General features: G+C 66.5%; 21 protein-coding genes, 2 tRNA genes and 1 pseudogene. 20 read left to right on the forward strand and 4 right to left on the reverse strand.

Features of this window, described 5'->3' with window-relative positions:
- Positions 1 to 279 precede the first annotated feature (279 nt).
- Positions 280 to 453 (reverse strand): annotated as a pseudogene (locus tag ACQR0U_RS13095) (nuclear transport factor 2 family protein); the annotation flags it as partial.
- 430 nt (positions 454 to 883) lie between these two features.
- Here ACQR0U_RS13095 and ACQR0U_RS13100 point away from each other — a divergent pair.
- Positions 884 to 1,090, forward strand: a complete 207-nt coding sequence (locus ACQR0U_RS13100; RefSeq protein WP_434843276.1) for a hypothetical protein — start codon at positions 884 to 886, stop codon at positions 1,088 to 1,090.
- 14 nt (positions 1,091 to 1,104) lie between these two features.
- Here the strand turns inward: ACQR0U_RS13100 and ACQR0U_RS13105 are convergent.
- Positions 1,105 to 1,179 (reverse strand) — tRNA-Thr (locus tag ACQR0U_RS13105).
- A 351-nt stretch (positions 1,180 to 1,530) separates the two neighbouring features.
- Between ACQR0U_RS13105 and ACQR0U_RS13110 the strand changes: the two genes are divergently transcribed.
- The 14 genes from ACQR0U_RS13110 (at position 1,531) to ACQR0U_RS13175 (ending at position 13,318) form a co-directional block, all read left to right on the forward strand.
- Positions 1,531 to 1,713, forward strand: a complete 183-nt coding sequence (locus tag ACQR0U_RS13110) for a hypothetical protein (RefSeq protein ID WP_316165560.1) — start codon at positions 1,531 to 1,533, stop codon at positions 1,711 to 1,713.
- A gap of 43 nt (positions 1,714 to 1,756) precedes the next feature.
- Positions 1,757 to 3,457, forward strand: coding sequence for an FAD-dependent oxidoreductase (locus ACQR0U_RS13115; protein WP_410052261.1), 1,701 nt, complete (start codon positions 1,757 to 1,759; stop codon positions 3,455 to 3,457).
- Positions 3,458 to 3,606: 149 nt separating this feature from the next.
- Positions 3,607 to 4,896 carry a UDP-N-acetylglucosamine 1-carboxyvinyltransferase gene (murA, locus tag ACQR0U_RS13120; protein WP_316201998.1) on the forward strand — a complete coding sequence of 430 codons (1,290 nt, stop codon included), beginning with the start codon at positions 3,607 to 3,609 and terminating at the stop codon, positions 4,894 to 4,896.
- A gap of 24 nt (positions 4,897 to 4,920) precedes the next feature.
- Complete coding sequence (locus tag ACQR0U_RS13125) at positions 4,921 to 5,370, forward strand: DUF2948 family protein (protein ID WP_316201999.1); 450 nt, start codon at positions 4,921 to 4,923, stop codon at positions 5,368 to 5,370.
- A gap of 87 nt (positions 5,371 to 5,457) precedes the next feature.
- A complete protein-coding gene (gene hisD, locus ACQR0U_RS13130; protein WP_316202000.1) occupies positions 5,458 to 6,753 on the forward strand; it encodes a histidinol dehydrogenase in 1,296 nt (431 codons plus the stop codon).
- Positions 6,750 to 7,256 (forward strand): UPF0262 family protein, encoded by a 507-nt coding sequence (locus ACQR0U_RS13135; protein ID WP_315717869.1) that lies wholly within the window; start codon positions 6,750 to 6,752, stop codon positions 7,254 to 7,256. Before hisD ends, ACQR0U_RS13135 begins: the two co-directional genes overlap by 4 nt.
- A 54-nt stretch (positions 7,257 to 7,310) precedes the next feature.
- Entirely contained in the window at positions 7,311 to 7,781 is a 471-nt protein-coding gene (locus ACQR0U_RS13140; protein ID WP_315717868.1) for a low molecular weight phosphatase family protein, read from the forward strand.
- A 181-nt stretch (positions 7,782 to 7,962) separates the two neighbouring features.
- Positions 7,963 to 8,592, forward strand: a complete 630-nt coding sequence (locus ACQR0U_RS13145; RefSeq protein ID WP_006613056.1) for a Maf-like protein — start codon at positions 7,963 to 7,965, stop codon at positions 8,590 to 8,592.
- 51 nt (positions 8,593 to 8,643) lie between these two features.
- Positions 8,644 to 8,850: a DNA gyrase inhibitor YacG gene (gene yacG, locus ACQR0U_RS13150; RefSeq protein WP_315751356.1), complete on the forward strand. Its 207-nt coding sequence runs from the start codon at positions 8,644 to 8,646 to the stop codon at positions 8,848 to 8,850.
- A 174-nt stretch (positions 8,851 to 9,024) separates the two neighbouring features.
- Positions 9,025 to 9,100: transfer RNA gene (locus ACQR0U_RS13155), tRNA-Phe, on the forward strand.
- Between the two features lie 772 nt (positions 9,101 to 9,872).
- Positions 9,873 to 10,154 (forward strand): type II toxin-antitoxin system RelE/ParE family toxin, encoded by a 282-nt coding sequence (locus ACQR0U_RS13160; protein WP_315751358.1) that lies wholly within the window; start codon positions 9,873 to 9,875, stop codon positions 10,152 to 10,154.
- Between the two features lie 11 nt (positions 10,155 to 10,165).
- Positions 10,166 to 10,471, forward strand: a complete 306-nt coding sequence (locus tag ACQR0U_RS13165) for a HigA family addiction module antitoxin (protein WP_315751360.1) — start codon at positions 10,166 to 10,168, stop codon at positions 10,469 to 10,471.
- A 1,255-nt stretch (positions 10,472 to 11,726) separates the two neighbouring features.
- Complete coding sequence (gene aqpZ / locus ACQR0U_RS13170) at positions 11,727 to 12,479, forward strand: aquaporin Z (protein WP_434843275.1); 753 nt, start codon at positions 11,727 to 11,729, stop codon at positions 12,477 to 12,479.
- Positions 12,480 to 12,613: 134 nt separating this feature from the next.
- Positions 12,614 to 13,318: a hypothetical protein gene (locus ACQR0U_RS13175; RefSeq protein ID WP_434843274.1), complete on the forward strand. Its 705-nt coding sequence runs from the start codon at positions 12,614 to 12,616 to the stop codon at positions 13,316 to 13,318.
- 27 nt (positions 13,319 to 13,345) lie between these two features.
- Here the strand turns inward: ACQR0U_RS13175 and ACQR0U_RS13180 are convergent, their stop codons facing one another.
- Together ACQR0U_RS13180 and ACQR0U_RS13185 are read right to left on the reverse strand one after the other, a co-directional pair.
- Entirely contained in the window at positions 13,346 to 13,756 is a 411-nt protein-coding gene (locus tag ACQR0U_RS13180) for a flagellar basal body rod protein FlgC (RefSeq protein ID WP_315716344.1), read from the reverse strand.
- A gap of 116 nt (positions 13,757 to 13,872) precedes the next feature.
- Positions 13,873 to 14,106, reverse strand: a complete 234-nt coding sequence (locus ACQR0U_RS13185) for a hypothetical protein (RefSeq protein ID WP_434843273.1) — start codon at positions 14,104 to 14,106, stop codon at positions 13,873 to 13,875.
- A gap of 388 nt (positions 14,107 to 14,494) precedes the next feature.
- On the opposite strand from ACQR0U_RS13185, the gene ACQR0U_RS13190 reads away from it, so the two are divergent.
- The 5 genes from ACQR0U_RS13190 (at position 14,495) to ACQR0U_RS13210 (ending at position 19,969) form a co-directional block, all read left to right on the forward strand.
- Positions 14,495 to 15,442, forward strand: a complete 948-nt coding sequence (locus ACQR0U_RS13190; RefSeq protein ID WP_315826532.1) for a sugar-binding transcriptional regulator — start codon at positions 14,495 to 14,497, stop codon at positions 15,440 to 15,442.
- A gap of 163 nt (positions 15,443 to 15,605) precedes the next feature.
- Positions 15,606 to 16,937: an ABC transporter substrate-binding protein gene (locus ACQR0U_RS13195; RefSeq protein ID WP_434843272.1), complete on the forward strand. Its 1,332-nt coding sequence runs from the start codon at positions 15,606 to 15,608 to the stop codon at positions 16,935 to 16,937.
- Between the two features lie 304 nt (positions 16,938 to 17,241).
- Positions 17,242 to 18,114 (forward strand): carbohydrate ABC transporter permease, encoded by an 873-nt coding sequence (locus tag ACQR0U_RS13200; RefSeq protein ID WP_315716340.1) that lies wholly within the window; start codon positions 17,242 to 17,244, stop codon positions 18,112 to 18,114.
- A gap of 2 nt (positions 18,115 to 18,116) precedes the next feature.
- Complete coding sequence (locus ACQR0U_RS13205) at positions 18,117 to 18,947, forward strand: carbohydrate ABC transporter permease (protein ID WP_434843271.1); 831 nt, start codon at positions 18,117 to 18,119, stop codon at positions 18,945 to 18,947.
- Positions 18,948 to 18,961: 14 nt separating this feature from the next.
- Entirely contained in the window at positions 18,962 to 19,969 is a 1,008-nt protein-coding gene (locus ACQR0U_RS13210; RefSeq protein ID WP_434843270.1) for an ABC transporter ATP-binding protein, read from the forward strand.
- Positions 19,970 to 19,993: the final 24 nt, after the last annotated feature.

Genomic DNA, 19,993 nt, shown 5'->3' on the forward strand with positions numbered 1-19,993 from the left:
AACGCTAGCATGAGTCAGTGGACGCTGAGCCTTGCAGCTTCCATACGCATGAAATGTGGACGTGAGGTGAAGGTCTCACAGGCGTTGAATAGCGGGCAGCGGGTTTATCCTCATTCATGATTGATCGCCTCGGCAACTCTGTTGAGGCAATCTCATGACAGGCAAGATCAAACCAATCTCGATCTGTCTCGCGGGCGCCCGACCGCAAGGTACGACCGCCGTGCTTCCACGTCAGTTGCGCGAAACGGAAATGCAACGCCAGCGGTCGCCACGCTTCCATTAGACGTCCGTGTAGCAGCCAGTCCCCCGGCTTCCGTCGGGTTTGGTGAAGTGCGTGCGTGCATTCACGACACCGATGTCTCCAAGGACCCTGATCTGGATGTCGCTGCCGGAAATCTCGGTGACCGGCGACTTCCGGGCGACTTGCCGCAGGAAGCCGGCGCGGTCGAGGACGGTCCCGTCCGGGGATTACGGTGACGCTGGGATTACGGTGACGCTGCACCAAACAAAGCCCCCTCCGCCGCCCGTATCCCAGCTCTGCTGAAACTGCCCGTCGTGCCACTCTGCCGCACCCATTCCCCTTGTGCCGTCGGGCAAATCACCTGCACATTTCCGGCCGTCCCGTGCTCATCGAAGAGGGGCGTTCGCGAGTCGTCACGAGCGTTGGGTGTGGGATGCGATGGCCGGATCGAGTTGCAGCGCGCATTCGCGAGCGGACGAACAATCTCGATGCGGACGGTGAAGTCGCGTGGTCCCGACCTCCCGATGCTGAGGTCAAGCTCGCTGATGTGCGTCAGTGCATCGCGGGTGATGGGGCAAACAAGCCCGGTCCCCAGGGAGAGCGCGTATAAATCGTAAGTCCATTGCGCAGGGAGGGCCGGGTGTGTTCGGCCAGACCTGTGGTACCTGCCGCCTGCATTTTTTTTCGCAGGCGGGCCACGGGCGCGGCCAGCGCCCGGCCTTCCCTGCGCCCTCGATTTCCGGAGAGGGCGGTGCTGCAGCAGAGCTCGGACGCAAATTGCGCCGCGAGGCCGATGACGCGCATCTGCGCGTGGCAAGTGGTCCCGAGGCGTCGCCGAAGATCATGTAGGGGGAAGAATGCCCTGGTGCTGCCGGACAGGATTGAACTGTCGACCTCTCCCTTACCAAGGGAGTGCTCTACCACTGAGCTACGGCAGCAAAGGGACTGGCGGGGACCGGCCCGAAAGCCGCGACCGAACGCGGGCGGTTCTTGCCACAAGGTCCCCGCCTGCGCAAGCGCGGCTCGCCTGGTTTTCCGGGAAAGACGTCCGCGTGATGCATCGAAAGGGAGCGAAAGACCTTCGAATCGGAGTGAAATCGCCCGTTCGCGGCGGATTCTCGCGGTTTGCCGCTCGAGGTGCCCAACTGGCCGCAGCCGCGGCGGCAACTCCCCATCCGGGCAGGCGACGGCCGGCCGGGCGGAACCTAGCGTCTGCGTCGCCAACGCCTCTTGGCTTTCGCACCTGCGGCCCCAATTGTGCCTCTGGTATGGGGTGACCGGGGGAAGGGATGACGGATAAGACCGGGAAGGCGGCGCCGAAGGGTGCGCGCGAGGAGCGGCTGAAGCAGGCGCTGCGCGAGAACCTGAAGCGGCGCAAGGCGCAGAGCCGCGAGCGCAGCCAGGCGGTGACGGTCGAGAAGGACGGCTTGGACGAGGCCGCTGCCGACGGCCGGGACGATTCGAAGCATTGAGCAGATGGCAGGCGGGGTGGGCGTGATGGCAGCGGATGAAGGGATGACGGCGGATGCGGCGGCACAACGGGCGGAGCTCGCGAAGACGCTGCCGCGCTTCGACCAGACTTTTCCGGAGCTGACGCCCCAGGAGATCGCGCGCCTGCGCGGCTTCGGCGAGATCCAGACCTATCGTGACGGCGAGCTGCTGTTCGAGACCGGCAAGCCCGGCCCCGGCATGTTCGTCATCCTCAAAGGCCATGTCGCGATCACCCAGCGTGACGGCCTCGGTCACGTCACCCCGGTGATCGACCAGGGGCCAGGGCAGTTTCTGGCCGAGATCGCCCAGCTCTCCGGCCGCGTCGCGCTGGTCGATGGCCATGCCGAGGGCGACGTCGAGGTCATCCTGATTCGCCCCGAACGGTTGCGCGCGCTGTTGATCGCCGAGGCCGAGCTCGGTGAGCGCATCATGCGGGCGCTGATCCTGCGCCGTGTGAATCTCATTCAGGGCGGCGCCGGCGGCCCGGTCATGATCGGGCCGCCGCAATCGGCGGCGATCGCGCGGCTGCAGAGCTTCCTCACCCGCAACGGCTTTCCGCACCATCTGCTCGATCCCGCCGTCGATCACGACGCCGCCGACCTGATCGCGCGCTATTCGCCGACCCCGGCCGAGCTGCCGCTGGTGGTGGTGTCCGACGGCAGCGTGCTGCGCAATCCCAGCGAGACCGAGCTGGCGCGTGCCGTCGGGATGATCGGCGGGCCGCGCGGCGAGAAGATCTACGATGTCGCGGTCGTCGGCTGCGGGCCGGCGGGCCTTGCCACGGCGGTGTATGGCGCCTCCGAAGGTCTTTCCGTCGCGGTGCTGGACTCGCGTGCGTTCGGCGGCCAGGCCGGCGCCAGCGCGCGCATCGAGAACTATTTCGGCTTCCCGACCGGCATCACCGGCCTCGCGCTGACCGCGCGCGCCTTCAACCAGGCGCAGAAGTTCGGCGCCGAGATCATGATCCCGGTGTCGGTCAATGCGCTCGACTGCGAGCGCAAGGCCGGCGCCTTCGTGCTGGCGCTCGAGGGCGGCGACGAGGTGCGGGCGCGCTCGGTGGTGGTCGCCAGCGGCGCGCGCTATCGCCGGCCTGATCTTGCCCGGCTCAAGGAGTTCGAGGGGCGCGGCGTGTGGTACTGGGCCTCGCCGATCGAGGCGCGGCTGTGCGCGGGGCAGGAGGTTGCGCTGGTCGGCGGCGGCAATTCCGCGGGGCAGGCCGCGGTGTTTCTGTCGGGGCACGTCAAGAAGGTGCGGATGATCATCCGTGGCGGCGGGCTTGCCGCGTCGATGTCGCGCTATCTCATCGAGCGCATCGAGGCGACGCCGAACATCGAGCTGTTGTTCAACACCGAGGTCGTCGCGCTCGATGGCGGGGCCGACACCGGCCTCGAACGCATCACCCTGAAGAGCCGGCTGTCCGGCGAGGAGACGCCGGCCGACATCAGCAATCTGTTTCTGTTCGTCGGCGCCGATCCCGCCACCGGCTGGCTCGACGGCTGCGGCATCACGCTCGACCGTGCCGGCTTCGTCGTCACCGGCGCGCAGTCGGAGCAGAATGCCGGGCGGATGGTGTCGCCGCTCGAGACCTCGGTGCCCGGCGTCTATGCGGTCGGCGACGTCCGCTCCGGCTCGGTCAAGCGCGTCGGCGGCGCCATCGGCGAGGGGGCCCAGGTCGTCGCCGCGCTGCACGGGTTTCTGGCCGATGCGCTGGTGCCGCCGGTCTGATTCGCGCCTTTCCGCCGCGGGGGCCGTACCGTCAGGGGATGAATTCCCGGCGGCTGCGACCTGCCGTTGCGAACTCATCAAATCGCCGTAATGTCGGTCCTGTTGCGCCGACCTTAGCCCAATTTCCCGGCCAGCCCCACAGGACCAGCATGGATCGCATTCGCATCGTCGGCGGCAACCCGCTTCGCGGCACCATCCCGATTTCGGGCGCGAAGAACGCCGCCCTGCCGCTGATGATCGCGGGTCTTTTGACACCGGAGACGCTGATCCTGGACAACGTCCCCCGGCTGGCCGACGTCGCGCAGCTGCAGCGCATTCTCGGCAATCACGGCGTGGACATCATGGCCGTCGGCAAGCGTCCCGGTGACGGCCAGTATCAGGGCCAGACGCTGCAGATCTCGGCGGCCAACATCATCGACACCACGGCGCCGTATGAGCTGGTGTCGCGGATGCGCGCCAGCTTCTGGGTGATCGCGCCGCTGCTCGCGCGCATGCACGAGGCGCGGGTGTCGTTGCCGGGCGGCTGCGCCATCGGCACGCGGCCGGTCGACCTCCTGATCATGGCGCTGGAAAAGCTCGGCGCCAGCATCGAGATCGATGCCGGCTATGTCGTCGCCAAGGCGCCGGGCGGCCTGCGCGGCGGCACGATCAATTTCCCCAAGGTCACGGTCGGCGGCACCCATGTCGCGGTCATGGCCGCGAGCCTCGCCAAGGGCACGACCGTCATCACCAACGCCGCCTGCGAGCCGGAGATCACCGATCTCGCCGAATGTCTCAACAAGATGGGCGCGCGCATCACCGGCGCCGGCACGCCGCGCATCGAGATCGAGGGCGTGGCGTCGCTGCACGGCGCGCGTCACACCGTGCTGCCCGACCGCATCGAGGCCGGCACCTATGCGATCGCCGCGGCGATGACCGGCGGCGATGTCCGGCTCGCCGGCGCGCGGCCGGAGCTGTTGCAGTCCGCGCTCGACGTGCTGACCGAGGCCGGCGCCGAGATCACGAGCGACGCCGAGGGCATCCGTGTCGTCAGAAACGGCCACGGCATCCGCCCGGTGCAGGTGACGACCGCGCCGTTCCCCGGTTTTCCGACCGATCTGCAGGCCCAGCTGATGGCGCTGATGGTCTGCGCGCAGGGCGCCTCGGCGATCACCGAGACCATCTTCGAGAACCGATTCATGCATGTGCAGGAACTCGCACGGTTCGGCGCGCGTATCAGTCTCGACGGCGAGACCGCGCGGATCGAGGGCACCTCTCATTTGCGCGGCGCGCCCGTGATGGCGACCGATCTGCGCGCCTCGGTGTCGCTGGTCATTGCCGGGCTTGCTGCGGAAGGCGAAACCATGATCAATCGCGTCTACCATCTCGATCGCGGCTTCGAGCGGCTGGAGGACAAGCTGAAGGCCTGCGGCGCCACGATCGAGCGCATCCGCGAGTGAAGGCGCTGCCAAGAGGATGAGACCGTGACCGACCGGCTCAAACTGATCGCGCTCGATGCCGACGATCTCGCCGTCATCTCGGCCCATGTACAGGACGCGCGGGTGCAGGCGGCCGACATCATCTGGCGCCAGGCCGAGAAGCGGCTGGTGATCGGCATGAACCGGCTCGACTGGGATCAGGCGCTGCATGGTGAGAGCGAGCCGCGCCGGCTGCTCGCGGCGTTGCGGTTCGACCGGGTGCTGGCCTGCAAGTCGCGCCGCATCGACCTCGCCGCGCCTGACGCCGTGCTGGAGCTGATCGGCATCGAATTCCATGCCGGCGCCGAGCCGCCCGCCGGCAGCGCGCTGCTGCTGTTCTCCCACGGCGGCGCATTGCGGCTCGACGTCGAATGTCTGGAATGCGAGCTGACCGATCTTGGCGAGGACGATCTCGGCACCAGCGATATCGAAGGCGTCCCGCCGCTGACCGGGTAGGCGCCGGTTCAAAGGGTTGACGGCCCCGCGCTGCCGCGCCATTGAGCAGGAGGTCGGGGGCAGCCACCCCTTCGGAAAGTGCCAGAGATGCCCATTCGCCTGTCCCGCGCCAGCACCGATTTCGACACTCAGTTTCGGCAGTTTCTCGCCGCCAAGCGCGAGACCTCCGCCGACGTCGAAGCCGCCGCCCGCGCCATCGTCGACGACGTCGCCCGGCGCGGCGATGCGGCGCTGCTCGAGGCAACGCGCAAGTTCGACCGGCTGGAGCTCGATGCCTCCTCGCTGCGCGTGACGGCCGCCGAGATCGAGGCCGCCTTCAAGGCCTGTGACGCCGCGACCTTGGATGCGCTGAAATTCGCCCGCGACCGCATCGAGGCGTTTCATCTCAAGCAGCTGCCGGCCGACCAGCGTTTCACCGACGAAGCCGGCGTCGAGCTCGGCTGGCGCTGGAGCGCGATCGAATCCGCCGGGCTCTATGTCCCCGGCGGCACCGCGGCCTATCCGTCCTCGGTGCTGATGAATGCCATTCCCGCCAAGGTCGCCGGCGTCGGCCGGCTCGTGATGGTGGTGCCGGCGCCGGACGGCAAGCTCAATCCGCTGGTGCTGGCGGCCGCCCATCTCGGCGGCGTGTCCGAGATCTACCGCGTCGGCGGCGCCCAGGCGGTGGCCGCGCTGGCGCATGGCACCGCGACGATCGCTCCGGTCGCCAAGATCGTCGGCCCGGGCAACGCCTATGTCGCCGCCGCCAAGCGGCTGGTGTTCGGCAAGGTCGGCATCGACATGATCGCCGGCCCCTCCGAGGTGCTTGTCATCGCCGACGACAGCGGCAATGCCGACTGGATCGCCGCCGATCTGCTCGCCCAGGCCGAGCATGACGCCAGCGCGCAATCGATCCTGATCACCGACAGCCGCCGCCTGGCCGATGATGTCGCCCGCGCCGTCGAGGGCCAGCTCAGGACCCTGCCGCGTGCCGCGATCGCCGGCGCGTCCTGGGCCGATTTCGGCGCCATCATCGAGGTCGAGCATCTCGACCAGGCCGTGCCGCTGGCGGACGCCATCGCCGCCGAGCATCTGGAGATCATGACGGCCGATCCCGACGCGTTCGCGGCCCGTGTCCGCAATGCCGGCGCCATCTTCCTTGGTGCGCACACGCCCGAGGCGATCGGCGACTATGTCGGCGGCTCCAATCACGTGCTGCCGACCGCGCGCTCGGCGCGGTTCTCCTCCGGTCTCGGTGTGCTCGACTTCATGAAGCGCACGTCGCTGTTGAAATGCGGCCCCGAGCAGTTGCGCGCGCTGGGGCCAGCGGCGATGACTCTGGGCAAGGCCGAGGGTCTCGACGCCCATTCACGCTCCGTGGGAATACGCCTCAATCTGCCATGACCCAGCACCCGCCAGGCGACGACCGGACCAATCGCATCGTGGCGGTGACGCTCGACGAGGAGTCGATCGGCCGCTCCGGTCCGGACATCGAGCATGAGCGGGCGATCGCGATCTACGACCTCGTCGAGGAGAACCTGTTCGCGCCCGAGGGCGCCGACGGCGCCGGTCCCTTCACCCTGCATCTCGGCATCACCGCCAACCGCCTGATGTTCGACATCCGCAAGGAGGACGGCACGCCTGTCGTAACGCACCTGTTGTCGCTGTCTCCGTTCCGGCGAATCGTGAAGGACTACTTCATGATCTGCGACAGCTACTACCAGGCGATCCGCACCGCGACCCCCGACAAGATCGAGGCCATCGACATGGGCCGGCGCGGCATCCACGACGAGGGCTCGCGCACCTTGCAGGAGCGGCTGAAGGGCAAGGTGCGGGTCGATTTCGAGACCTCGCGCCGGCTGTTCACTTTGATCACGGTGCTGCACTGGAAGGGCGAGGGCCAGTGATGCCGCGGGCCGCCACGCGCGCGTCCCAGCTTTCGGCCAAGGGCGCCTAGGCGCATGGCCGAGGGGCCGCCGCGCGCGCGCCAGCCGCAGGCGGTGCTGTTCGCCTGCGGCCAGAACAGCGTGCGCTCGCCGATGGCCGAGAGCCTGCTGCGCCAGATGTATCCGCAGGCGCTCTATGTCCGCTCCGCCGGCGTCAAGAAGGGTGAGCTCGATCCGTTCGCGGTGTCTGTCATGGCCGAGCTCGGCCAGGACATCTCGCAGCACAAGCCGACCACCTTCGAGGAGCTCGAGGACTGGGAGGGGCTGAATTTCGACCTCATCATCACCCTCTCGCCCGAGGCCCATCACAAGGCCCTGGAGCTGACCCGCACCATCGCCGCCGACGTCGAATACTGGCCGACGCCCGACCCGACCGGCACCGACGGCAATCGCGAGCAGAAGCTCGCGGCCTATCGCGAGGTCTGCGACGGGCTGTTCACGCGGATCCGCAAGCGTTTCGGCAAGCCCGGTCCGGCGGGCTTGTAGGTTCCCGGTTCCACCGCAGGTGTCATCGAACCGAAATACCAACGTCGTCCCCCGCTCAAATTCGCGCCGTAGAGCAGGCTCGTCGCAGCCTTGTCGCAGCCTTCGGGTTGTGGAATGGCAGCCCTTCCGATAGGTTCCGCGCGCACGCCCCGCCGCTTCCGAATCCCCCAGCGAAATCAGCATGCTCGGCCGTCCCAAAATCGTTCTTGCATCCGGCTCGCCGCGGCGTCTGGCGCTGCTCAACCAGGCCGGCATCGAGCCCGACGCGCTGCGCCCGGCCGACGTCGACGAGACGCCGAAGCGTGGCGAGCTGCCGCGCGCCTGCGCCAATCGGCTGGCCCGCGCCAAGGCCGATGCCGCGCTCAAATCCGTCCAGCTCGACGACGAGCTGCGCGGCGCCTTCATCATCTCCGCCGACACCGTGGTCGCGGTCGGCCGCCGCATCCTGCCGAAGGCCAATCTGGTCGACGAGGCCTCGCAGTGCCTGCGCCTCCTGTCCGGCCGCAACCACCGCGTCTACACCGCGATCACGCTGGTGACGCCGAAGGAGGCGTTCCGCCAGCGCCTGGTCGAGACCCGCGTCCGCTTCAAGCGGCTCAGCGAGGACGACATCCAGGCCTATATCGGCTCCGGCGAATGGCGGGGGAAGGCCGGCGGCTACGCCGTGCAGGGCATCGCCGGCTCGTTCGTGGTGAAGATGGTCGGCTCCTACACCAACGTCGTTGGCCTGCCGCTGTACGAGACCACGACGCTGCTCGCCGGCGAGGGGTTTCCGATCCGCTTCGGCTGGCTCAACACCGTCGGAGTCTGACGCCATCCTTGAGGAGGTGCATCGCGCGTCGCGGGCGCCTAGATAGCGGCCATGTCCCAAGAATCGACCCGTTCGACCAGTTCCCCATCCGCCGCCTCCGCCAAGCCCACCGGCCGCTGTCCGATCTGCCGCCGGCCCGCAGCCGAGGCCGTCCGCCCATTCTGCTCGCCGCGCTGCCGCGACGTCGACCTGCATCGCTGGCTCAGCGGCTCCTATGTCATCCCGGCCACCGAGGGCGACGAGGACGACGTCGAATAGGGCCGTGTTTTCATGGCTTTGCCCCAGCGGAGCCGGCCGTCCGGCGGCGGCCCCGGGGCCTTCCGCGCAACTGCGAAAGGAATGTGAAAACTTCGCCTCAGGGCGGTAGACAGCGCCGCCCGCTCTGACTATAACCCGCCGGCTCGCCGGGCTTTTTTGCCCTTCACGAGACCTGCCCAGGTAGCTCAGTTGGTAGAGCATGCGACTGAAAATCGCAGTGTCGGTGGTTCGATTCCGCCCCTGGGCACCACGCTTCGCCCGTTGGGCTACGCGTGGCGCAGCCGCGCTGTAGTCCAACGGGCGAAGCGTGCCCGGCGAAGCCTCTTGGCGAAGCCGGGCGTTTGAGCCCCCCAAGTCTCGCTTGAGACCCGCTCTCTGATCTCCGATCAACCTTGTCAAACAGCCTGCCGCTCGTCGCCGTAGCTCGCGGCCATGCGCTCGCAACCTCGCGGCTGGATTGGCCCGAGCTCTGCTGCATGTGAGCGTCCTCATCAATTGAGAGGGCGCAGGGAAGGCCGAGTGCCGACTGGCACCCATGGCCCCCGTGCGAAAGAAGTGCACGGGGCAGGAACCACAGGCTCAGCCGGAAACAACCCGGCCTTCCCTGCGCGATGGTTTGAACGGCTGCTCCGCGCTCTCCCAGGGGACCGGGCTTGCTTGCCCCCGTCATCGGGATGTCGCCGACCAAGACACCAGCATCGGGGTGTCGGGACCACACGGCTTGACCGTCCACGGAACGACGTTCGTCCGCACCCCAAAGGAGATGCTGCGTCGCCCCGCGGCCACCGCTCCCCGCCGCAACGTCTCGTGACGATCGCGATGCGCCCCTCTCAGTGCGGGCGGGATGGCGGGAAATGTGCAGGTGATTTGCCCGACGACCCAAGGGGAATCAGCACGACGGGCAGTTTGTACAGGGCTGGGATACGCTGGCCGACATACGAGTTGGCAGAAACAGCGCGAGCAGCTCAGAGACATCGCCATTGCTTGACGTATGTATCATTAAATGATACATACGTTGGCACATGATCAGAAGCTTCCGCGACAAGATCACCGAGGCTGTCTTCGACGGCGAGAACCCGAAGGGCTTTCCGTCGGATCTGTCAAAAGTGGCCCGCCGGAAGCTGCGTTACCTCAACGCTGCAGCCGATCTCCGCGACTTGCGATCGCCTCCGGGCAATCGGCTGGAGGCGCTGACGGGGGATCGTCAGGGGCAGCATTCGATTCGCATCAATGATCAATTTCGGGTGTGCTTCGTTTGGACGGCGGAAGGTCCGGCGGACGTCGAGGTCGTGGACTATCACTAAGAGGCACTGCAATGACCAAGAAGCTGAAACCCATGCATCCCGGTGAGGTTCTGCGGGAGGAGTTCCTCGATCCTCTCGGGATCTCCGCGGGCGCTCTCGCCAAGGTGTGTGGCCTGCCGCGGACACGAATCGAGCGGATCGCGAGCGAGCAGAACGGCATCACCGCCGACACCGCGCTTCGGCTCGCCAAGGCGCTCGACACGACGCCCGAGCTTTGGCTCAACCTGCAGACGGACTATGACGTCCAGATCGCGAAGCGCGACCTCGGCAAGACTCTCGACCGGATCGAGACGGTGAACAAGCCGCGAGCGGCGTGACCGGGCCACGGCCGCCGAGCGGTCGCGCACTGCGGCCCGGAGTTTCATGCAGCGTCACCGTAATGCGCAGCTTGAAACTCGCGAGAGCGCGGGTGCTATCAAAACGAAAATCAAAGACGCAATCTCACCCGAGCATCACGACACGCGAACTGACGAAGATGATTGAGGGAGTTTCGACCGTCACGATGTCAGCAATCAGGTCCAAGTTCAGGGCGGACCTCAAACGACCAAGAGAACGAGGCGTGCCGGTGTGCATGTAACGTCGAATTCGTTACCAAGTGTGCACTCCGGAATCACGGTGATTTCCTGAATGCCCTTCTTTTTTGTTGCATGCACGGCCACACTTTGGACACGGCTCTCCGCACCTTATCTCAGGAAACTCCTTCTTGGTTTGTTTCTTTGCAGTGGAGGCCTTCTTGGTAGCGGAGGTCTTCTTTGTAGCGAGGCCGCGTTTGACGTTCCTTTTGGTTGAATCCTTCATTTCAAATACTCTTCATTATTATCGTTGCAACTTTAAGTTCAATTTTGCATTCGCGTATTGATGTAGGTCAATATTTGTCGGGGCAGGGCTAGACGTCGATGTGATCTTTCTCACAGCCCGCCACGCGATGGCGCGTCAATGTCGTCCCATGTGGTCCTGGCACGCCGAACACGCGAGGTGATGACATGCGCTGGAGTGACTCAGCCAAGGGATTTGCGGTCGTTCTGGTGGTGACCGTCGCGGGGTACGTGTCCACGACCTATGTCGACCACCGGTTTGCCGCGCTTGACGCATCCGCGGATGCGACAACGAACCCGCCTCCGACATCCTCCGCTTGCGTCGGCGAAGATGGGCGCTGGCACAATTGGCCGTGGGCGAACGTGCCGATGCTCTCGCCGGCGTGTCGGCAGAATCGATAGCACGTGGCGGATGAGCGGAGCGTCATCCGCTATGCGGGATCATCGATGTCGGCCTGGACCGTCGGCCGCAAGCTCGATGAGCAACCCCTCGCCGATCAAGCTGGTTCACGGCAGGAACGAGCTTCCGCCAGGAATGAGCGCCGACGACTGTTGGCAAGCAGCGTAAGCTGGCGGATGACGCTTCGCTCATCCGCCCTACGAACTACGAACGGTCGGACTCTTTCTGACTCAAAGTCTCAGGCATCCCACGGCCGACCGCGAATCCGCCTTTGACTCCAGGTTGTCGAAGTGATCATCTTCTCCATTGACGGGAGAGGCAGGCTCCAGCCAATCACACGCACCCAGGGAGGCGATGATGAACGGCAACAACAACAAGCTCGTGGCGGAGGCGATCGGGACGTTCTGGCTGACGTTCGGCGGTTGCGGCAGTGCGGTGATCGCGGCCGGCGTGCCGGATGTCGGGATCGGCATGCTCGGCGTGGCGCTGGCGTTCGGGCTCACCGTGGTGACCATGGCCTATGCGATCGGGCACATCTCGGGCTGCCATCTCAACCCGGCCGTGACGGTGGGGCTGGCGTGCGGCGGGCGGTTCCCGACCAGCTTGATCGTGCCCTACATCATCGCGCAGGTGGTCGGCGCCATCGTTGGCGCGGCCGTGCTGTATGCGATCGCCAGCGGGGCGCCGGACTTCAGCACGGCGAGCGGCTTTGCCGCCAATGGCTATGCGGAGCATTCGCCCGGCAAATATGGGCTCGGGGCCTGCCTGCTCAGCGAGTTCGTGCTGACGATGATGTTCCTGTTCGTGATCATGGGCGCGACCCATGGCAAGGCGCCGGTGGGATTTGCGCCGCTGGCGATCGGGCTGGCGCTGACGCTCATTCACCTCATCAGCATCCACGTCACGAACACCTCGGTGAACCCGGCGCGCAGCACCGGGCCGGCGCTGTTCGTCGGCGGCTGGGCGCTGGCGCAGCTCTGGCTGTTCTGGGTGGCGCCGCTGCTCGGCGGCGCGGCCGGCGGCTTCATCTATCGCTGGCTGAGCCCGGAGCCGGCCGGCGAGGTGACCGGCGAGCGGACGGGGCAGGGCGCGGTCGCGAAAAGCGCCTAGGAAGATCTCCTCACGCGGTTGGATCGGGCCGCGTCACGGCGTGGCCGATGCCGCGATCGGGCCGCTCTTGATCGCGGTCGGCTCTGCTGGATAATGCGCGCCTTGTCAGCGTGCACGATTTTGCAGGTGTCGTGATGAGCCGGAGGAACAACGAGCCGCTGTCCGATCGGGTCGCCAGGGCGGCCGAGGCGCTGCTGGCCGACCAGCATTACGTCAGCGTCGCCGACCTGTTCTGTGGCCTCGGCTGGCTCGATGCGTCGCTGCTGGAGCAGTGGCGGCGTGGGCAGGTTGGGTCGCTGGAGGAGGTCACACGCTCCGGACTCCCGCGCATCAGGGAGGCGATGACGCATGTTCGTGCCTGGGCGCTCGCCAAGGGGCTGAGCCCGAGCGAGACCGCCTATGTCGCACAGACGCCACGCCGGCAGCCGCTGCGGTTCAGCCGCAGCAATGATCCGCAACTTGAAGAGCTGTTCCGGACGCATTGGGTCTCGCCGGCGCTCTCCGAGAAGAAGCGCGCGCGTGTGGCAGCGAAGGCGAGCCGGGCGCCGGAGCTGGTGGCGATCGTGCCGACGCGGGACGGCTGGAGCTGTCATCGCTGCGGCGGGACCGGCGATGTCCTCATGATGGAGGATGGCGGTCCGGCGTGTCTCTCATGCGTCGGCCTCGGCGATCTCGTGTTTCTGCCCGCGGGCAACGCGCTGCTGTCGCGGCGGGCCAAGGCGAAGAGCAAACGCCATGCGGTGGTGATGCGCTTCAGCCGGACGCGCGGGCACTATGAGCGGCAGGGGCTGCTGGTGGAGCCGCAGGTGCTGGCCGAACCCGGTGAAGCCATCACCTGAGCGATCCTGTCCGGAGACGGGTCGCGCTCACACCTTCATGTCGATCACGGTGCGGCTCATCTCGTCGCTCGCCTTCAGCACTTTCGCGTTCGCGGCGAAGCTGTATTTGGCGACGAGCTGGCTGATCATCTCCTGCGCGAGATCGACATTGGGCGCGGCGACGAGGCCATCCTTGTTGGCGAACGGCGCGGTGGGATCGTAGCTCGCGGACGTACCCGAGCTCGAACGCGTGATGGTCGTCTGCGTGCCGCCGCCGGCGACGTCGCTCTGCACCAGCTCGAGCGGGTCGTAGGCCTTCGGCGCGCCGGCCGGCAGCGTGCCGTCGGCATTGGGCAGCGCGCCCGTGCTCCTGGCATTGGCGACGTTCGAGGCGGACACCTCGAGCCGGCGCGAGGCGGCTTGCATGCCGGAGACTGCGATGGTGGCGGTGGGACTCATGGCGGCGCTTGCTGATGACGTGATGCGCCAGCTAAGCCCGCGGCGCACCAAGCAAGTGTCAAGACCGCCGATGAGACTCGAGCGTCCGGCTCAAGGTTTTGTTCACCATCACGAACTCAACGCGGCCGGCTCGGATCGTCGCGCAGCAGCGCCAAGGCGCTGGGCACATCCCCGGCTGCCGAGACGAGCACATATTCGCCGCGTGCCGCGTGGACGCCGCCGGTGACCACGACCGCCCGCTTCGGACAGAGGCCGAAGCAGCTCGTCGCGATGACGCGGGCCGGCTTCTCGCCTGCGCGGTTGCCGGGGCTGCCGTGGGATTCCAGCGCGTGCTTGAGGGCCTTCTTCAAGGCCCTGTTCAATGCTTTGGGGTCATCGCTGCGCTTCAGGCAATTGCGGCAGACGAACACCGGAGCGGCGCGGCGGGGGCGGACGAGAGAGGGGAGGGCCATGCCCCCGAGCTAAGCGGCCGGCCGAGCCGCCGCATCCCTCGGGGATGCGCAGCCGTCGTGCGCCGAGCGAGGTTCCGGGACGCTGGGCGCAACCTTCCGAGATCGGGCTATTGCCCACGATCAGAGCATATGATCTGGTCTGGATGACCCTGCCGCGTTCCTCCTGGGGATGGTGGCGCGCCTCGGTTCCCGGCGCCGTGAGCGCCATGGCATAGTGCAGGCCGATCAGCGTCGGGCCGCGCTCGGCCGGGAAGACGTGTTCTGAAAGGGAGGCCGGCTCGGCGTCATGGCGGGCGACAGCGACAAATCACGGCTCGACGATGCCGCTCGCGCCGGCTGGCTGTACTTCATCGCCGGTCATACCCAGGACGAGATCGCCCGGATGCTGCAGGTGTCGCGCGCCTCGGCGCAGCGGCTGGTGTCGCTGTGCCTTGCCGAGCGGCTGATCACGTTCCGGCTCGAGCATCCGATCGCCTCGTGCATGGCGCTGGCCGCGCAGCTCAAGGCGCGCTTCGCGCTGGTGCACTGCGAGGTGGTCCCGACCGATCCGGCCGCGCCGGCCGGCGCGGCGGGGATCGCCGAACGCTGCGCCAACCTGCTGGAGACGACGCTGCGCGCCGAGACGCCGGTCATCATCGCGCTCGGCACGGGGCGGGCGGTGCGCGCCGCGGTCGAGCGCGTCTCGCCGGTCGACCGGCCCGAGCACCAGATCGTCTCGCTGGTCGGCAACATCCTGGCCGACGGCTCCGCCAGCTTCTTCGACACCGTCGGCCGGCTCGCCGACCGCACCGGCGCGCGGCACTATCCGATGCCGCTGCCGTTCCTGATGGGCACCGAGGACGAGCGCGACCGCATGGTCCGGCTCGATGCCATCGCCAAGGTCAAGGCGGTCGCCGACAAGGCCGACCTCAAGCTGGTCGGCATCGGCCAGATGGACCAGAAGGCGCAGATGCATGTCGACGGCTTCGTCACCCGCGACGAGCTCACCGAGATGATGCGGCTCGGGGCCATCGGCGAGATCACCGGGTGGGCCTACGACGCCAACGGCAGGGTGATCGCCGGCGGCACCAACCGCAGGCTCACCAGCATTCCGCCCGAGGTGCCGGCCCGCGCGATGACGATCGCGGCGGCGCTGGGACCCGCGAAGATCCCGGCCATCCGCGCCGCGCTGACCGGGCGGCTCATCAACGGCCTGATCACCGACGAGGCCACGGCGCGCGCCATCCTGGCGTGAATGCCCGCGGTGCTGCTGCGCATTGTTCTATCAAAGGTCGGATCCCTGTCGCGCCGCACAACCTGTGGGCGCCGGCGCACGCTTGACAAAGCCCGATCAGTGTTGTGAACATCAGCCCAGCCCGTGAGCATATATTCAATAACCGCGGGAATGGGAGGAGACCGTGAAGACCATCTTCACTCGGACGAGCACGCTTGCCGCCCTGCTGGGCGCCGCCACGCTGCTGACACATGCGCCCGCACTGGCGGAGACGAGTCTGACGATCGCCACCGTCAACAACGGTGACATGATCCGGATGCAGGGCCTCACCAGCGAGTTCACCAAGGCCAATCCCGACATCTCCGTGAAATGGGTGACGCTGGAAGAGAACGTGCTGCGCCAGCGCGTGACGACGGACATCGCCACCAAGGGCGGCCAGTTCGACATCCTCACCATCGGCACCTATGAGGTGCCGATCTGGGCCAAGAAGAACTGGCTGGTGCCGCTCGACAAGCTCGGCGCCGACTATGACGCGGGCGACATCCTGCCCAAGATCAAGGACGCCGTGTCGGTCGACGGCAAGCTCTATGCAGCGCCGTTCTACGGCGAGAGCTCGTTCGTGATGTACCGCACCGACCTGTTCGACAAGGCCGGGCTGAAGATGCCGGAGAGCCCGACCTGGGACTTCATCGTCGATGCCGCCAAGAAGCTCACCGACAAGCAGGCCGGCGTGTACGGCATCTGCCTGCGCGGCAAGGCCGGCTGGGGCGAGAACATGGCGTTCCTGACCGCGATGTCGAATTCGTTCGGCGCGCGCTGGTTCGACGAGAAATGGCAGCCCCAGTTCAACACGCCGGAATGGAAGAAGACGCTGACGACGTATGTCGAGCTGATGAAGGAGGCAGGCCCTCCCGGCGCCAGTTCGAACGGCTTCAACGAGAACCTCGCGCTGTTCAACTCCGGCAAATGCGCGATGTGGATCGACGCGACCGTGGCGGCCTCGTTCGTGACCAACCCGAAGGAGTCGAAGGTCGCCGACAAGGTCGGCTTCGCGCTGGCGCCGAATACCGGCCTCGGCAAGAACGCCAACTGGCTGTGGGCGTGGAGCCTCGCGGTGCCCGCCGGCTCGCAGAAGGTCGAGGCGGCGGAGAAGTTCATCGCCTGGGCGACCAGCAAGGACTATCTGAAGCTCGTCGCGTCGAAGGATGGCTGGGCCAACGTGCCGCCGGGCACGCGCACCTCGCTTTACAAGAACGAGGAGTACCTGAAGGTCGCGCCGTTCGCCAAGCTGACCCTGGCCTCGATCGATGCCGCCGATCCGAACAAGCCGACGGTCAAGCCGGTGCCTTACGTCGGCGTGCAATACGCTGCGATTCCTGAATTCCAGGGCATCGGCACCGCGGTGGGGCAGCAGTTCTCGGCGGCACTGGCCGGCTCGATGACCGTCGATGCGGCGCTCGCGGCGGCACAGTCCTCCACCGAACGCGAGATGAAGCGCGCCGGCTACATCAAATAGGCGCGTAAAGTTATCAGCTCGACACGAAACTCCTCCCGAGCTGATCACTGGCGGCCATCCCTCCCCACAGGGATGGCCGCTTTTTCTCTCCAACGTTGTTCGAGCTCTCGCCCGGACGACGGTGCGCTCCCTCTCCCCGCAGGCGGGGCGAGGTGCACCGAGCCCGAGGCTTTTATTCTCACGGCGGCGTGGTCATTGCGAGGAGCCGAAGGCGACGAAGCAATCCAGAGTCCCCCCGTGATTGTGGATTGCTTCGCGTCGCTCGCAATGACGGCAGTGTTCATCGAGCAAATGGACAGCGGCAATGGCCACCAGACAGACGCAACTCCTCGCCCGCGCGCTGCTGTCGCCGGCGGTCATCCTGCTGTTCATCTGGATGATCGTGCCGCTGGCGCTGACGGTCTATTTCTCGACCTTGCATTACAGCCTGCTCGATCCCGGCTCGGAGAGCTTCGTCGGCTTCGAGAACTTCACCTACTTCCTCACCGATCCCGCCTTCCTCGCCTCGCTGCGGAATACGCTGGTGCTGGTCGGCTCGGTGCTGCTGCTGACCATCGGTCTCGGCATTCCCCTCGCGATCCTGCTCGACCAGCCCGTGATCGGCCGCAACATCATCCGTCTGATGGTGATCGCGCCGTTCTTCGTGATGCCGACGGTCAGTGCGCTGGTCTGGAAGAACCTGCTGATGCACCCGGTGTCCGGCCTGTTCGCCTGGATCGCGACCTCGCTGGGGCTGACGCCGATCGACTGGTTCACCGACGCGCCGCTGCTCGCGGTCATCTTCATCGTCGCGTGGCAGTGGCTGCCGTTCGCGACCCTGATCCTGCTGACCGCGCTGCAGTCGCTCGACGAGGAGCAGAAGGAGGCCGCCGAGATGGATGGCGCCGGCGCGCTGTCGCGCTTCATCTATCTGACCGTGCCGCATCTGGCGCGCCCGATCACGGTGGTGATCCTGATCGAGACCATCTTCCTGCTCACGGTGTTCGCCGAGATCTTCGTCACCACCGGCGGCGGGCCGGGGTTGCAGACCACCAATATCGCCTTCCTGGTCTATTCTCAGGCGCTGATCCAGTTCGACGTCGGCACCGCCTCGGCCGGCGGCCTCGTCGCGGTGGTCATCGCCAACATCGTCGCCTTCTTCCTGGTCCGCATCGTCGGCCGCAATCTGGAGGCCTGACCATGGCGCGCAAGGTCACCGGACGTCATGTCGCGATCGCGACGCTAGCCGCCTGGCTCGCCGGCTTCGTGATCTTCTTCCCGATCCTGTGGATGGTGCTGGCGAGCTTCAAGACCGAGCTGGAGGCGTTCGCGACGCCGCCGTCGTTCCTGTTCTTCCACTGGACCACCGAGAACTACGTCACCGTGCAGGAGCGCAGCGACTATCTGCACCACGCGCTGAACTCGCTGATCATCGCCGGCGGATCGACCCTGATCGCGATGCTGATCGCGATCCCTGCGGCGTGGTCGATGGCGTTTGCGCCGACCAAGCGCACCAAGGACATCCTGCTCTGGATGCTCTCGACCAAGATGATGCCGCCGGTCGGCGTGCTCGTGCCGATCTATCTCATCTACAAGAACTTCGGTCTGCTCGACACCCGCACCGGGCTGGTCTTCATCCTGTGCCTCGGCAATTTGCCGATCGTGATCTGGATGCTGTTCACCTACTTCAAGGAGATCCCGAAGGACATCCTGGAAGCAGCGCGGATGGACGGCGCCACGATCGGGCGCGAGCTGATCTACGTGCTGACGCCGATGGCGATCCCGGGGCTGGCCTCGACCCTTCTCCTGAACCTGATCCTGGCCTGGAACGAGGCGTTCTGGACCTTGAACCTGTCGACATTGAATGCGGCGCCGCTGACGACCTTCATCGCGTCCTATTCGAGCCCGGAAGGCCTGTTCTGGGCGCGGCTGTCGGCGGCGTCCACGCTCGCGATCGCGCCGATCCTGATCATCGGCTGGTTCAGCCAGAAGCAGCTCGTGCGCGGGCTGACCTTCGGCGCAGTGAAGTAACGAAAGGGCTGACCATGGGACGGATCACGCTGGAAGGTGTGCAGAAATCGTTCGGGCCGGTCCACATCATCAAGGGCGCCGATCTCGACATTCCCGACGGCGCCTTCGTGGTGTTCGTCGGCCCCTCCGGTTGCGGCAAGACCACGCTGCTGCGGCTGATCGCGGGGCTCGAGGACGTCTCCGGCGGACGGATCCTGATCGACGGCAACAATGTCGTCAATGTGCCGCCGGCCAAGCGCGGCCTGTCGATGGTGTTCCAGTCCTACGCGCTGTATCCGCATATGAGCGTGCGCGGCAACATCGCCTTCGGCCTGAAGATGGCCGGGCTGCCCAAGGCCGAGATCAACCAGAAGGTCGAGGCGGCCGCGGCCACCTTGAACCTCACGCCCTATCTCGATCGAAAGCCGCGCGAGCTGTCCGGCGGCCAGCGCCAGCGCGTCGCGATCGGCCGCGCCATCGTGCGCGAGCCCAAAGCGTTCCTGTTCGACGAACCGCTGTCCAATCTCGATGCCGCGCTGCGCGTGCAGATGCGGCTCGAGGTGACGCGGCTGCAGAAGCAGCTCGGCACCACCGCGATCTACGTGACGCACGACCAGGTCGAGGCCATGACCATGGCCGACAAGATCGTGGTGCTGAACGCCGGCCGCATCGAGCAATATGGCTCGCCGATCGAGCTCTATCAGCGCCCCGCCAATCTGTTCGTCGCCAGCTTCATCGGCTCGCCGAAGATGAACCTCATCACCGGCGCGGAAGCGGACAAACACCATGCGACCACGATCGGCGTGCGGCCCGAGCATGTCGCGGTCGTCGACGACGGCGGCGAGGGCTGGCCCGGCAAGGTGGTGATCGCCGAGCATCTCGGCAGCGACACCTTTCTCTACGTCGATGCCGGCGCGCTCGGGACGCTCACCGTGCGCGTCGTCGGCGAGAAACGACTCGGTGCCGGCGACACTGTGACGCTGCGGCCCGAGCCCAGCCGCATCTACCGCTTCGACGAGAGCGGCAATTCGATCTTCGCATGAGAGGTGACGTCCCCTCCGGGCGTC

The organism is Bradyrhizobium sp. HKCCYLRH3097, assembly GCF_051167875.1.
In the GTDB taxonomy this organism is placed as follows: domain Bacteria; phylum Pseudomonadota; class Alphaproteobacteria; order Rhizobiales; family Xanthobacteraceae; genus Bradyrhizobium.